The organism is Xylanibacter oryzae DSM 17970, from assembly GCF_000585355.1.
Taxonomy (GTDB): Bacteria; Bacteroidota; Bacteroidia; order Bacteroidales; family Bacteroidaceae; genus Prevotella; species Prevotella oryzae.
In genome coordinates this window covers 2,291,890-2,306,535 of the sequence record NZ_KK073873.1, presented here as the reverse complement: position 1 = coordinate 2,306,535, position 14,646 = coordinate 2,291,890, and the positions used below count along the sequence as shown (strand labels likewise).

The window sequence follows — 14,646 nt, the reverse complement described above, 5'->3', positions numbered from 1 at the left end:
CCATAGAAATTTTTTATTAAATCTGATATGAATACATTTCATTATAACATCCCATCTTTATTGGAATGCAAAAGTAATGATTATTTTTGTTTTAGCCAAAAATAATATTGTTACTCATGCATATAATTACCAACCTAGAACAAACTCTCTTTTAGAATAGTTGTTTATCGTGTTTTTGTCCTTTACTGCATCTAATTGTTTTGATGCAGGATTGCGTTTACTTATATCTGTTGGTGAGCCATCCGCATTCTTACTTGCATATTCCCAAAAATTGATATTCTTGGTGTCACCTTCTACAGGTCCCCAGCCTATAGCCGGTACACCGTCTAGTGTACAGTTGATAAGTACTGCTTCTGCATAAGGGTAACCCTTACCTTTGTTCATAGGAGAGCGTGCAATTACAGCATTTTCACCAAGTCCCTTGAATTTACAATTCAAAAATACATCTCCGTGATTCTCCTGTGTGTTGCGCACCCACAAGAAAGCCCCATAGCTGCTTAAAGAGCAATTGTCGAAGAACGATGGTCCTCTGCCTAGTACTGTGTCTCCGCCACCGTCTATAATGCAGTTGTGCCAATAAGCACTTCCATTTGTTTGTAGAGCATCTCCGGAACCAATAATGTGAACGTTTTCTATAATATTATGGTCTCCGTTTAATAAGAACCCTTCTGCCTGTCCTGTAAGATCTGTTTTAAGAGTCATATTGCGAAATTGCATATAAGTGCAGTTGTCAGCTGCGAAAGCAGCTCGGCGTGATGGAAATGTACCTTTCAGTTCGTTTGTCTTTATGTCTATTGGATGAGGGTTGAAAACCTCATTATTGGCATAATGTATTATTACACTGTCTCTTGATTCTCCTTCAATAGAAATATATTGTTTGTTTCTAAAATATACTAATTCTTCATAATCTCCATTCTGAATCCAGATGTTCCATGCTTTAGTACTGTCATTGATAAAGTCTGGTACAAAATCCAAAGCTCCTTGAATGGTATTAAAGTCACCGTCTCCTGTTGCGCTCACCATAAGAAAATGGTCTGGTGCTCCAGGAGCTTGCTCTTTTGTAGAGAATACCCAACTGCCTTTATCATTAAATCCATGAAAATCTCCGTCAGTAGTGGTTATGACGCCGTCATCTATTGTAATATAATAACAGTGTCCATATTCCAGCATATTATTGTGTAGATAGATTGTGGCTTTATTACCGTGTGCTATTATGGGATAAAAATGAAATCCATCAGAAAAGCCTCCTATAATGGTACGTTGGTATCTGCTAGTATCTTTACGGTTTATGCCGGAGGGTGTGCCTGGTACCGTGTTTACATTATTAATCTTTTTAGATAGATACTTGTATGGCACAGTGGTATATATAGCCTCTGGATTAACGGGTTGTGGCGCAGTTGGACCGGCTGGAATGCTCATATCTATAACTTCAATTAATTCGCCTGTTTTTTTGTCGAAGACTTTTATAAATCCTTTGTTACCGACATTAACTTTACTGTTAAATGTTAGTACCAGATGTGCATCGGGATTTATCTCTGTTGAATTGTTCGCAGGATATAAGTCAACAGCTTTGGCAGTAGTAGTTATGCTTAGCAGTATAAATATGGCTATTAGAGTGTGTTTCATATCTGTGGTTTATATTTTGCAAAGATAATGTAAAAACTTATTTTGCTATTCTAAAATAGAGTAATATTTTAAGCGTGAGTTATAATTTTGCTTAAATTGATATGGATATATAATTGTGGTTAGGTCTTAATTTGTTTATTATTCTTCGGTATAGTTGAAATAGAACTTTTTTTTGATATTTTATACCAAATGAGGGCATTGTAGGTAATATGAATACTCTGCATAATATAATGATAGTGATAATACATTAGATATTGCCATAAGCCTTTAAGGATTTTTGATCAATGTAATTTATGTTTTGCTTTCATTAAGTACTTAACAGACTGGTTATCAGATAATTTGGCTGAAGGCAATTTTGAGAAAAGAATTGTACCCCTAATTTTACGTATATTTTTGATTTTGTTTTTATACTAATATATATACATGTGAATAGCCTTTAGTATATAATAGAAAGACACCTTTCAATGTACAAAAACATTGCTCTTTTACTGTCATAATGATTATCTTTAAACTTTCGACCTAGGTCGAATGATTGTGCTACCTAAGTCAAATGATCGTTTGACCTAGGTCGAAAGTTTAAAGAGTATAGTTTTTGTAATTTATTATTAATGCTTTATTAATATCAATAGGCCTGTTTTAAAGGTCTTAAGTTATACTTACTTGCACATTAGTATTTTTTCAATTTATTCGAAACAAACATATAGTCAGTAATATACTAATTGGCGCTTTGTCTAAAAACGACCTAAAACGGTGGATACCCCGTCAACTAATTTTGCCTTCAGTCAAATTATCTGATAATCAGTCTGTTAAGTACTTAATGAAAGCAAAACATAAATTACATTGATCAAAAATTCTTAAAGGCTTATGGCAATATCTAATATATTAAGTCTATAAATACAATATTGAATAAAACAAATATCTGTATGAACGAACTATAAGCGATTATCTAACAGATTAATATAATATTATATTGTTTATAAAGATTATAAGTAATAGAGAGTACAATATACAGATTCTTTTACTATATTTGCACATATAATTTTAATGACTAAAATAATATATGAAAACTTTACGTAAGATTTTTCTATTGTTCATTGTGCAGGCAATGGCAATACCAATGATGGCACAATTTGTGCTAAATGATGCAGACACCAAGTATGCGACAAATTTGCTGAAGAAAGGAACTCATGCTCCTGATTTCAAATTGAAGACTTCAACAGGCAAAACTTTCAAACTTAGTAGTTTAAAAGGTAAATATGTAGTTCTTGACTTTTGGGCCTCATGGTGTCCTGATTGTCGTAAAGACGCCCCTAATATTGTTAGGATGTATAATGAATTTCATAAACGAGGCGTAGAGTTTGTTGGCGTTTCTTTTGATACAGATGCCAAAGCCTGGGCTGATGCTGTTGTTAAATATGGTATACCATATACACAAGTCAGTGAACTAAAGAAATTTCATGATACAGAAATATCAAAATCTTTTGGAGTACAGTGGATTCCATCAATGTACCTTATTGGTAAAGATGGAAATGTAATTCTTGGAACAGTACTTTCTGATAAATTGGAAAGAACACTTACAGAGATTACATCTACAAATAAAAAAATATCAGGTAGCAAGGAAAATGTTACGATACAAGGTTCAAAAGGCAAGTTAGCTGCTATAATACAGAAGCCAGAACTAAAAGATGGCGAACATTGTCCAATGGCAATTCTTATGCATGGTTTTGGAGCTAATAAGGAGGGTCAACTACTACAACTTATCAGTGACAGTTTGCAAGCTAACGGAATAGCCTCTATACGTTTTGATTTCAATGGACATGGTGCTAGCGAAGGTGATTTTAAAGATATGACAGTGCCAAATGAGGTAGAAGATGCCAAGAAAGTATATGAATATGTAAGTTCTCTTCCTTATGTAAATAGTGTTTATCTTGCAGGGCACTCTCAAGGTGGAGTAGTTGCAAGTATGACAGCCGGTGAATTGGGCAATAAAATATCAAAAGTAGTCCTTATGGCCCCGGCAGCAGTACTTCGTGAAGATGCAATAAGAGGTAACACAATGGGTGCTATGTATGATCCTTTAGATCCTCCTGAATCAGTAAAACTTTTCGGAAGTTTAAGATTAGGCCACGATTATATTGTGACAGCCTTTTCACTTCCTATATATGAGACAGCTGCAAAATATCAAGGTCCTGCCTGCATTATACATGGCACAGGTGATAGAGTAGTGCCTTATACTTATGGAGAGCGTTATCATGAAATATGGAAGAACAGTGAACTTGATATTCTAGATGGTTTTGACCATGGATTCTCACAGAACCCATATCGAGCAGCAGATTTAGCATCAAAGTTTTTTATAAAATAACAAAAATAGCTATAGGCAATATACTACCTATAGCTATTTTCTTTATAAGATGGCTCAATTTATTATCCACCTATACCGGTAAACTCCTTGAGTAAATATCCAATTGCGAAACTTAGTAATGCAACAGAAAGGCTTATTAGAGCCATCTCTCCAAATCGTTTATGGAATTTCTCATTACGAACTACCGAATAATAGAAGTTGAACACTGCTATGATGGTTATAGCCAATAATAGCATTATACAAGAAGCCATAATTGGTCGTGATATCCAGATATAAGGGGCAATCAGTATAAATACAGTTACCAGATAAGCGCTTAATGTATATAATGCAGAGCGTATAGCATGTTTACTTGTTCCTCCGTCTGACTTTGTAGAGAGATATTCTGATGACCCCATACTTAATGCAGCTGCAATACCTGTGATGCTTCCGGTGAGAGCAACCATAGAGCAATTTCCTAACGCCAAAGTATATCCGGCTAATGCTCCTGTAAATTCTACAAGGGCGTCGTTGAGCCCCAGAACAATAGAACCCATATATTGCAGAAATCGTTCGTCAATCATGTTTAATAAGCGTTCTTCATGTTTGTCTTCAGTCTTGGCAAATGCGGCTAATGTCTCATTGTTTGCATAAGATGAGGCGGTAAGCCCCTCTTCCTTTTCCAATAGTTTAAGTACAAACATTAAACCGAAAATATTTGCAAGGAAACATGTTATGAAAACCTTAAATTTATTGTATGACAATTGCCGACCGGTGTATTTGGATATAAAATCATAATGTCCATATTCTTCTTTAGACATTTCCAAAAGGACATCTCTATTTGTATTCGACTTTGCCCTGTTGCCGAGTCTTTTGTATATTTCAACAGCATCGCGCTCTTCTTGCTGAAAATTAATAAACTCTTTTAATTCTTTGTCTGTCATAATATATTATCTCTAATTATGTTTTGTGTTATTATATTAATCTTACCGACAATTACAAAGATATTAATAATATTTGGATTAGCAATACGTCTGGTATATTTTTATAAAAAAGAGGTCTCAGAATATTCTCTGAGACCTCTTCTATGTCATAAATATTTAAATTAGTTTCTCTTTCCGAATATACGTAAAAGGTATAAGAATAGATTTATAAAGTCAAGGTAAAGACTCAAAGCTCCAAGCAGAGCTATCTTTTGTGGTCCTTCACTCATATCATCACACTGCATCAGCATCTTTTTAATCTTCTGAGAGTCATAAGCTGTAAGACCAACAAATATTGCTACGCCTATATAACTTACAATTAGATCAAAGCCGGAACTTTTGATAAAGAATACGTTTACTACAGTAGCAATAATTAATCCAATCAATCCCATCATTAATATTTTACCAAGTGACGTAAGATCTGTCTTAGTAGTATATCCTATAAATGCCATAACTCCGAATGTTCCTGCTGTTATAAAAAATACATTGGCAATAGATGACATGGTATATGCCATGAATATAAATGATAATGTTGCTCCGTTGACTACAGAGAAAAGTATAAACATGAGGGTTGCTGATGACAGAGAAAGTCTGTTTATAGCTGATGTCAGACCTATTACCAAGCCAAACTCTGCAATTATTAGTCCCCAAAACAGTAATCTGTTAGTTACTATTGCAGTTATGAGGTTAGGACTTGTTGCTATACCATAGGCTGTAAAACCGGTTATAACGAGAGCCAGTGTCATCCATACATATACTTTTCTCATAAGTTTAGGAAAAGCAATAGACATAGATCCATCTTTTTCTCTTATCAGATTCATAAATTCTTCTTGTTCCATAATTTTTTAGTCTTAAAATGTCCCGCAAAGATAATAATTTATTTTTATTTTATTCATGTTACAACTCATATTTTAGAATATTATACTATATTTGCAAGTATGAATAAGATTTTTTAATTTGCAAGTTAAAGAAGAATGACAGAATTTGAAAAGATGCGTAATAGGGAAATGTATTATTTCTCTGATCCTGAAATATATAAGAGCCTAGATCATGCAAAGAAAGTTTGTACAAGATTGCAAACTATGAATATCGCTGACAATGGCTATAGAGATGTAATAGAAGATTTAATACCTGATATTCCTTATACAACAAAAGTGTGCCCTCCATTCCACTGTGATCATGGTAGTGGCATAATATTAGGCGAGCATGTATTTGTAAACTATAACTGCGTTTTTTTGGATGGCGGATACATACGAATAGGATCACATACATTGATTGGTCCTAACTGTCAACTTTATACTCCTCAGCATCCAATGGATTATTTAGAACGTCGTGAAAAAAAAGAGACAGCTTATCCTATAACTATTGGTGAAGACTGCTGGTTAGGAGGAAATGTGGTAGTTTGTCCAGGCGTAACGATTGGTAATCGCTGCATTATTGCAGCAGGCAGTGTAGTAACAAAAGATATACCGGATGATTCAATGGCCGCAGGTTGTCCTGCCGTAGTTAAGAAACGACTTAATGGAAAATAAATATTTTAATCTAATATCCTTAATGCTATTGCGGCACAAGCTTCAGCATCTGCCAATGCGTTATGATGCTGCCTTAGGTCATATCCGCATCTCATAGCAACTGTCTGCAACTGATGATTGGGCAATTCTTTACCAAAAACTCTCCGCGCAGCACGACAGGTGCAATGAAATTCGTAGTTGGGATAGTCCATTTGATATGTCTTGAATACTGCTTTAAGACATCCTTCGTCGAAAGGTGCATTGTGAGCTATTAGTGGTAAACCCTCTATTTCAGACATAATATCTTTCCATACGTCAGGAAAAATGTCTGCTTGCATGGTATCTTCAAGAGTTAGTCCATGAACTTTTGTATTCCAATACGAATAATATTCCGGTTCAGGACGTATAAGACGGTATATTTCGTTGACGACCTCCCTATCTTTTACGATTACCACTCCAACGCTACAAACACTTGAATGCTCTTGATTGGCTGTCTCAAAATCTATTGCTGCGAAGTCTTTCATAGAGTATTTATTTTGAACCGAAATACAGGAACATCATACCTAACATAACAAGTGCCAGATCTACCACTTTGCTCTTCAGATTTTTCTCGTGGAAGACTGCAGCTCCGAACATGAAGGATACTATAACGCTACTGCGGCGTATCATTGATACGATTGATATCATAGCTCCTGGAATACTAAGTGCGTAAAAGTATACAAAATCGGCAGTGCTGAGGAATATGCTTATGAATATTATGCACCAATCCCAATGAAAAGGAGTCGTTTCTTTATGTTTTGGCCACCATAAAATAATTAACATAGCAAGCATCATGAAGCACTGATATATATTATACCAACTTTGAACAATCATACGATCAAGTCCTACGCCTCCATCTTGAACAGGTGCCATAAGATATTTGTCATATAGTCCGCTTACAGCTCCAAGAACAGCTGCCAAAACAATAAATAAAATCCATTTGTTATGTTTGAAGTCGATACCTTCTTTTTTGCCACTTCTGCTGAGCATAAAGAAGGATGCCACTGCAAGGGCAACACCAATCCACTGATAAATGTTGAGGTGCTCGCCGAATACAAGTAGTGCACCAACAAGTACCATAATAGGGCGGGTTGCATTGATTGGTCCGACGATAGTAAGAGGCAAGTGTTTCATACCGAAATACCCAAAAATCCAACTAGAAAGTACTATACAACTTTTTAATAGTATATACTTATGGACTTCAAGTCCACCTGATGCCACGTGAAATATGGAGCCATCAAGTAAATGAGTGTTAGCACTCAGAATAATGAACGGTAGAAATATTAAAGATGAAAACAGAGTATTGAGGAACAATACAGGAATAACGGCATTGTCTCTAAGTGCCTCTTTTTTGAATGAATCATAAAATCCCAGCATAGCAGCTGAGAGGAAAGCTAATATTAACCACATTTATTTAATACTTTATATCTTCTAAAAACAGTGCGTTGGCTGGCATACTCTCGCCAGCTTCTGTTCTCTTTTTACCTTCTATTATTTTTCGGAAATCATCAATACTTGCGCGGTGTCTGCCAACCTCAACAAGTGTACCTACTACAGCGCGTACCATGTTGCGTAGAAATCTGTTTGCGGTTATCTCGAAATACCAATCTTCATCTGATACTTTTATCCATTTGGCTGTAGTAACATCGCATAGAGTTGTCTTTACATCAGTATGGCTCTTGCAGAATGCCCCGAAGTCATTGTATTCCATTAGTATTTCCGCCGCTTTGTTCATTTCATCAAAGTCGAGTTGATAATGTAACTCGCACGAATACTTTCTCAAGAAAGGGTTCTTAGATGTATGTACATAATAGTGATAAGTGCGAGATGTGGCACTAAAGCGTGCGTGCATATCCTCTGCAACCGGTTTGACATTTCTTACTGCTATGTCCCGAGGCAATAGCCGATTTAGTTTGTATGCAGTCTGTACACAGTCTATCTCTTTATCAATATTAAAGTGGGCTACCATCATGTGTGCATGTACACCTGTATCGGTACGTCCTGCACCAACTACAGTTATATCCTGACGCAGAATAGTAGACAATGCCCGTTGCAATTCTTCTTGTATCGAATTGCCATTAGGTTGTATCTGCCAACCGTGGTAGTTGGTTCCGTCGTAACAGAATGTTATGAAATAGCGCTGCATTGATATGTACTTATGTAAATCGTTTGCAAAATTACGAATTTTTATCGAGATAAAGACTTATACGATGAAGTTTTATTACATACCTTATTAGTATATATGTTGAGATTATAATAATATATACCATAATAATCTGGATGCATGAAGGTTGCAGACCATCTATTGATGAACCTGGCATGTTGGCAATAAATGATAGTGTGGAATTTAAACTTTTAACTGTGTAACTCAAAACAAAAGCTATCAAATTGTTTAAAACAGGGATAAATGATAATGTCAGCAATCCGATTCCGAAGCATAAGATTATGTTTGCTGCGAGGATTACAATAAGGTTGGTAAGTATGAAATAGCATGATATACGTCCGAAGTAATAGCAGACCAGAGGAGCTGTACATATTTGAGCTGCTATAGATACTGCAGATATCTGCCATATTAAATTAAGAAAGTAATGATTTGAAATAAAGTTTTTGTCTACACACTTATAAATGGGTCTGTAAAAAACAAGAATGGACAAGACAGCCATAAAAGACAATTCGAATCCTACATCGAAAAGGTTTAATGGGTTGCATAGTAACATTATTAAGGCTGTTAATGCGAGGGTGTTAAGCGAAAACTTGCTACGTCCCAATATTTCATTTACTGAACAGATACTGAGCATTGTGGCTGAACGTACAACAGATGGAGCCATGCCTACAAGTATAGTAAAAGACCATATTGATATAAGGATGATGATTTGCCCTAAAATTTTCTTTTGCTTTTTGAATGTTAAGATAGTCAGTATGCTGTATATTATGCCTAGATGCAGTCCCGACAATGCTAATACATGTGAGGCGCCGGTTACAGAATATATGTCTTTGGTCTGTTTAGACAGAGTTGACTTGTCGCCAAGTGTCATAGCTGCTATTATTGCATATACTTGTCCGTTGAAGTTGTGTGCTTTATATTTGGATAATAAACGCTGTCTAAATCTTATGGCAGCTAACTCTGTACGTTCGAGTATTGACAGGTTCGTAAGACTTATACTTTTTTGTTTCCAGTCTTTATAATAAATGAATGTTTGTGCAGAATATTCATGGTACATGAGATAACGTTTGTAATCAAAGGTGGATCTCTTGTAGTTCTTGGGCTTCTCCAAGCGTGAATATGCAGATATGCCGTCGCCAATACTTAATCGGCTACTATAATCATCTTTTAAAAAACAAGATTTTACTTTAATAGGATTTGATAAATGTTGGCTTTTTGTAATTATCATATCACACAACACTGTTTTTTCCTTTATAACTGGCTCGCTTACAACGACACCCTCATAATCCTGATAAGCATCATATATATTACTGTCTAGTTGTGCTTCTTTATCACATGTTATGTATCCACCTAAAATAAATGCGGTTAACATTATAAAGACAGTCTGCACAATCCCTTTTCTGTAAGACGTCAATGATAAAACTAATGATGCAATAAGAAAAGACAACCAAAGCGAAGGCTTAAAAGATGCTCCGATACAATCGGCTGAAATGATACCAAGAATAAAAAACAATACAATGCGTAATAAGGGGTATAACTGAATTTTTCCGTTTGGCTGCATTATATATTGATTATTTTTTAAGCGTATGCAAAATTAGCGAAAATATTTTGATATTAGTAATAATATTGCTATTTTTGCAATTATGATATTCTATTTTTCTGGTACAGGTAATACTAAGTGGGCTGCAGAATATGTCAGTAGCTTGACTAATGAGAAATTGATATTCATCCCTGATGTGTTGGAAGGCGACTGTCATTTCAATGTTGAAGTTGATGAGCGTATAGGATTTTGCTTTCCTGTTCATGGTTGGCGCCCTCCTTTCATAGTACGTGATTTTATCCGTCGATTGAGGATTGATGATGCAGCTGCCCATTACTGTTATGCGCTTGCTACCTGTGGTGATGATGTAGGACTTACATTTGAATATTTAAATAAGGATCTCGCTGAAATAGGTTTGCAGACAGATAGCGTATTCTCATTTATTATGCCCGAGTCTTATGTCGGTTTTCCTTTTATGAATGTTGATAAAAAGGAAAAGAGAGATGCAAAGAAAGAAAAAGGAGTTAAAGAGTTAAATTTGCTTGCACAGGATATCGTTGTTAGAAAGAAAGGCCTATGTATCATAAATAAGAGTCATTGGCCTATAATAAATAGTAAAGTGATTGGTTCCTTTTTTGTAGAAAAAATGGTCAAAGACACCCCGTTCCGTGTAGAAGAAAACCGTTGTGTGAAATGTGGTATCTGTGCAGATATCTGTCCTGTAGATAATATCAAAGGAGGTTTAGGCATTGAACCTGAATGGTTGCATAATGGATTATGCACTACCTGTTTTGCTTGCTATCACCATTGCCCGCATCATGCTATTGAATTTGGTAACCGTACAAAAAATAAAGGACAATATTACTTTCATAAAAAATAAATATAATACAGAGACTTTGTGTCTGTATTATATAAGACCGCAAATATTAGATAAATTTATTTGTATTATTGTGAAAATATTTATTTCTGCCAGATTACAAGTTCTCGTGGAAGAGTTATAACCTTCAACCGTTCATACCAAATCTTTGAAGAACCCTCTACGTGGCGTTTTACATGCCCGCTAATGATATAATATGTAGCTGAATATTCGTCCATGGTGTCTGAAAAAGCTTTCTTGATTCGTGAACACTTTTCATTGATGGCATTGTCGAAAGGATTAATAAGGTGTTCTACGCTCTCTTCTATCTTTGAGAGGTCTGATATGTTTGTCGTTTCTTTGTATAGGTATAGCAATTCTTTCTTATAGTTGGTAAGGCGTTTGAACTCTATGCCCTCTGGATGATTAAGAAATAGTAAGTATACGGCCTTGTGAACAGGTGATAGCTCTATCTCCGTGTTATGATTAGTTAGGATAAACCTATAATCCGAAGTTATTTTGAGAGGGCTGAGGGTACTACGTGCTGCTTGGATGCGTAACTCTTCTAGTACAGGGATACTTATTGCCTGCAGGAGCAGATCATTTCTTCCCATATTTTGTAACGCGTTGACACGAGATTGTATTTCCTCTGCAATTTCTTCTGGAGTGTTGTCTTTATTCGCCTCAATCATTATGCTTTATTTGTTGTCGTCATCTTGAGTAATATCAAAAGCGAATTGCTCCATTCTCTTCTTAACCTTTTCTACAAACGTAAGAGGTCGTTTTTTTTCTGGTTGCTGCGGTTTGGGCTCTTGACGCGTTACTGTTTCTTCATTTTCTTTTTTACCATTGATCTGATTTGTCTCTGTATTGTATTGAACCGGTTGAATCTCTTCCGTAGTGGCGGAAGATTGTTCTATATTTATCTCTTCATTTTTTACTTGAAAATTTTCAATGTAATTATTTTTACTTTCACTCTTCTCACTGATAGATATTTCAGTATCTGCATTTGTCTCAGCATTTAGTGTTTTTTTATCTGAAATGTCTACATCTTCATTATAATCATCTCCACCTACGCTTACAGTAAAGGTAATATCAGCATCGTTGGCGTTGTCAATTTCTTGTTCTTCATTACTATTTACAATGGTATCTTTTTGAAAATACAATTTTTTGATTATCTTGTCAAAATAATCGTTATCGTTAATGTCATGGTTCTCAATTGGAATCTCGTCAATGAACCTGTCTTCAAATCCTGTTGCCAGAATAGTAACTTTGGCATCTTCACCTAGTGAGTTATCATCTGATATACCCCAGATAACATCTATGTCAGGGTTAAGTTCGTCCATGAAGGCATCTATTTCCTGCATCTCACTTACGAATAAAGGATTCTTTTCTCCTGTATATATATTAAATAATATCTTTTTTGCCTTACTTATATCACTTCCATATATGAGAGGTGAGTCTAAAGCATTAATTATAGCCTTCTCTACACGATGCTCACCTTTTGCACGACCCATTGCCATGATAGCGCCTCCACCTCCACGCATGGTTGTCTCTATATCACGAAAGTCGAGATTAATGTCACCACCTACAGTAATAAGTTCGGATATGCTTTTAGCTGCATTACAAAGAATATCGTCTGCTCTATGGAATGCTTCCTTAATGGTAACTTGTGTATCAGAGAAGACATCGCAGAGCCTCTCGTTATTGATTATTAGTAGTGCGTCTACATTTTTGCGCATCTCCTCAACACCTTTAAGAGCTTTGATTATTTTTCTCTTCTTTTCGAAATAAAAGGGTATTGTGACAATGCCGATTGTGAGAATTCCTTTCTCTTTAGCTATACCGGCTATTATAGGCGCAGCGCCAGTACCTGTTCCTCCACCCATTCCTGCTGTGACAAATACCATTTTTGTACCGTCATCCAGTAGTCGTTTTATGTCATCAATGTTTTGTTCTGCTTCTTCACGACCTTTTTCAGGATTTGCTCCAGCACCAAGTCCGGATTTTCCAAGTTGGATTTTTACCGGGACAGGAGATTTTGCAAGTGATTGGCTATCTGTGTTACATACAGCAAATGTTACGTTCACAATGCCTTCCTGATACATGTTGCGTACAGCATTGCATCCACCACCACCAACACCAATTACTTTGATGATGTTTTTTGATTTGTCTTCAGGCTGACCGAAGTCTACTAAAGGTGTAAAACTGTTATTTTCCATTGCTTGTATATATCTTTGGTTGCAAAGATAATAATTTTATCTTGAAACAAAACTTTTCTGCAAGGCTTGCGAATAAAATTTAATAAAAAATTATACCTTTGCAGTCTTAGGTAAACACTGCTCTTTGCAGAATACTTTTATTATATAGAAATGCGTATAGACATTAATTTTATAGAATCGAACTTCGAAAAATTCAACCATGACTATTTCGAAGATAAACTGCCGAAACCAAAATTTGCGATAGGTAGGGCTAAAATGATTCTTGGTTCACTGAATTATAAGACTAAACATACATTGTTTGGATCAAAAAGATTTGATTATACAATAAGGCTAAGTGTATATTATGATCAGAGTGAATGGCAATATCTTAATACACTGTTGCATGAGATGCTACATTATTACATATCATTAAACAATATCAAGGACACATCTGCTCATGGTAAAGTTTTCAGATCTATGATGAATAATCTAAATAAAAAATATAATTGGGAATTGTCTGTAAGCACTAAATTGCAAACACTTAATATCGCTGTAAAACGTGCTCCCGTAGAGAGGCTTGTACTAGCGGCAGAATCCAATGAAAATGATTATTATTTGTCGGTAATAAATCCTGGTTACGTGCGTTATATTGATAATATATTTTGTAAAGCGCCGAATATTAAAAGTCATAAATGGTATATAGCCAAAGATGAATATTTTAGTTCATTCAGGCAGGTAAGGAGCCCTAGAGCACGTAAGGTTAGCAAAAAAATATATGATGAAAAAGTCTCTATATTAGAACCTTTTATTTTAGTATAGCAAAAGCAATCCGGCAAAAGCACTATATAGAATCATCCTTATTGGATTAATTTTCATATACTTTATTCCAATAAACGTAGATATGAACAGTCCTATACTTATCCAGAAATGCCATGGATTAACCTTCGGGGAATTGAAGTTCTCGGGCGTCATTAACAGTAATGTTGCAGCTGTAAGTATTCCTACTATGGCAGGTCGTAGGCCAGAAAATATAGATTGTACCTCTATGGTATTCATATATTTTATGAGCATCTTGCTTGCCATAATTATGATTATAAAAGATGGCAAAATTAATGCGATTGTAGCTATACTGCTGCCTAGTATTGACATGCCTTCATTGTATCCGGCATTGTGTATGGCTGTATATCCACAATATGTAGCAGAATTAATCCCGATTGGTCCAGGAGTTGCCTGACTGATAGCTACAATATCAGTAAATTCACCTGTAGTAAGCCAGTGATAATGTTGTACTACCTCACTTTGAATAAGTGAAAGCATACTGTATCCTCCACCGAAACCGAATATTCCGATCTCAAAGAATGTTATAAACAATTGCAAATAGATCATTT

The 14,646-nt window shown here is 35.4% G+C and carries 14 protein-coding genes; 4 read left to right on the top strand and 10 right to left on the bottom strand.

Features of this window, described 5'->3' with window-relative positions; translation table 11 throughout:
- Positions 1 to 126: 126 nt before the first annotated feature.
- A complete protein-coding gene (locus XYLOR_RS09360) occupies positions 127 to 1,626 on the bottom strand; it encodes a pectinesterase family protein (RefSeq protein ID WP_084608587.1) in 1,500 nt (499 codons plus the stop codon).
- Positions 1,627 to 2,686: 1,060 nt separating this feature from the next.
- Here XYLOR_RS09360 and XYLOR_RS14120 point away from each other — a divergent pair.
- Complete coding sequence (locus XYLOR_RS14120) at positions 2,687 to 3,988, top strand: peroxiredoxin family protein (RefSeq protein WP_084608586.1); 1,302 nt, start codon at positions 2,687 to 2,689, stop codon at positions 3,986 to 3,988.
- Positions 3,989 to 4,050: 62 nt separating this feature from the next.
- On the opposite strand, the gene XYLOR_RS09350 is transcribed toward XYLOR_RS14120, so the two are convergent.
- Both XYLOR_RS09350 and XYLOR_RS09345 read right to left on the bottom strand, forming a co-directional pair.
- Positions 4,051 to 4,908: a VIT1/CCC1 transporter family protein gene (locus XYLOR_RS09350; protein ID WP_036878784.1), complete on the bottom strand. Its 858-nt coding sequence runs from the start codon at positions 4,906 to 4,908 to the stop codon at positions 4,051 to 4,053.
- A gap of 161 nt (positions 4,909 to 5,069) precedes the next feature.
- The gene (locus XYLOR_RS09345) at positions 5,070 to 5,786 is read right to left on the bottom strand and encodes a Bax inhibitor-1/YccA family protein (protein ID WP_036878782.1); all 717 of its coding nucleotides are present in this window, start codon (positions 5,784 to 5,786) and stop codon (positions 5,070 to 5,072) included.
- A 135-nt stretch (positions 5,787 to 5,921) separates the two neighbouring features.
- Between XYLOR_RS09345 and XYLOR_RS09340 the strand changes: the two genes are divergently transcribed.
- Positions 5,922 to 6,479 (top strand): sugar O-acetyltransferase, encoded by a 558-nt coding sequence (locus XYLOR_RS09340; RefSeq protein ID WP_036878779.1) that lies wholly within the window; start codon positions 5,922 to 5,924, stop codon positions 6,477 to 6,479.
- A gap of 5 nt (positions 6,480 to 6,484) precedes the next feature.
- On the opposite strand, the gene XYLOR_RS09335 is transcribed toward XYLOR_RS09340, so the two are convergent.
- From XYLOR_RS09335 to XYLOR_RS09320, 4 genes are read right to left on the bottom strand one after another with little or no spacing between them, the layout of a single operon-like run.
- Complete coding sequence (locus tag XYLOR_RS09335; protein WP_051508958.1) at positions 6,485 to 6,982, bottom strand: 3'-5' exonuclease; 498 nt, start codon at positions 6,980 to 6,982, stop codon at positions 6,485 to 6,487.
- A 7-nt stretch (positions 6,983 to 6,989) separates the two neighbouring features.
- Positions 6,990 to 7,907, bottom strand: a complete 918-nt coding sequence (locus XYLOR_RS09330) for a DMT family transporter (protein ID WP_036878771.1) — start codon at positions 7,905 to 7,907, stop codon at positions 6,990 to 6,992.
- Positions 7,908 to 7,911: 4 nt separating this feature from the next.
- Entirely contained in the window at positions 7,912 to 8,643 is a 732-nt protein-coding gene (truA, locus tag XYLOR_RS09325; RefSeq protein ID WP_036878768.1) for a tRNA pseudouridine(38-40) synthase TruA, read from the bottom strand.
- 31 nt (positions 8,644 to 8,674) lie between these two features.
- Positions 8,675 to 10,222 (bottom strand): ComEC/Rec2 family competence protein, encoded by a 1,548-nt coding sequence (locus XYLOR_RS09320; RefSeq protein WP_036878765.1) that lies wholly within the window; start codon positions 10,220 to 10,222, stop codon positions 8,675 to 8,677.
- Positions 10,223 to 10,304: 82 nt separating this feature from the next.
- On the opposite strand from XYLOR_RS09320, the gene XYLOR_RS09315 reads away from it, so the two are divergent.
- Entirely contained in the window at positions 10,305 to 11,081 is a 777-nt protein-coding gene (locus XYLOR_RS09315) for an EFR1 family ferrodoxin (protein WP_036878763.1), read from the top strand.
- Between the two features lie 80 nt (positions 11,082 to 11,161).
- Here the strand turns inward: XYLOR_RS09315 and XYLOR_RS09310 are convergent, their stop codons facing one another.
- Together XYLOR_RS09310 and ftsZ are read right to left on the bottom strand one after the other, a co-directional pair.
- A complete protein-coding gene (locus XYLOR_RS09310) occupies positions 11,162 to 11,749 on the bottom strand; it encodes a hypothetical protein (RefSeq protein ID WP_036878759.1) in 588 nt (195 codons plus the stop codon).
- Positions 11,750 to 11,755: 6 nt separating this feature from the next.
- A complete protein-coding gene (gene ftsZ / locus XYLOR_RS09305) occupies positions 11,756 to 13,279 on the bottom strand; it encodes a cell division protein FtsZ (protein WP_036878757.1) in 1,524 nt (507 codons plus the stop codon).
- A 150-nt stretch (positions 13,280 to 13,429) separates the two neighbouring features.
- On the opposite strand from ftsZ, the gene XYLOR_RS09300 reads away from it, so the two are divergent.
- Positions 13,430 to 14,077: a SprT-like domain-containing protein gene (locus tag XYLOR_RS09300; RefSeq protein ID WP_036878755.1), complete on the top strand. Its 648-nt coding sequence runs from the start codon at positions 13,430 to 13,432 to the stop codon at positions 14,075 to 14,077.
- Here the strand turns inward: XYLOR_RS09300 and XYLOR_RS09295 are convergent.
- The gene (locus XYLOR_RS09295; protein ID WP_036878753.1) at positions 14,069 to 14,644 is read right to left on the bottom strand and encodes a chromate transporter; all 576 of its coding nucleotides are present in this window, start codon (positions 14,642 to 14,644) and stop codon (positions 14,069 to 14,071) included. The genes XYLOR_RS09300 and XYLOR_RS09295 overlap by 9 nt on opposite strands.
- Between the last annotated feature and the right edge of the window lie 2 nt (positions 14,645 to 14,646).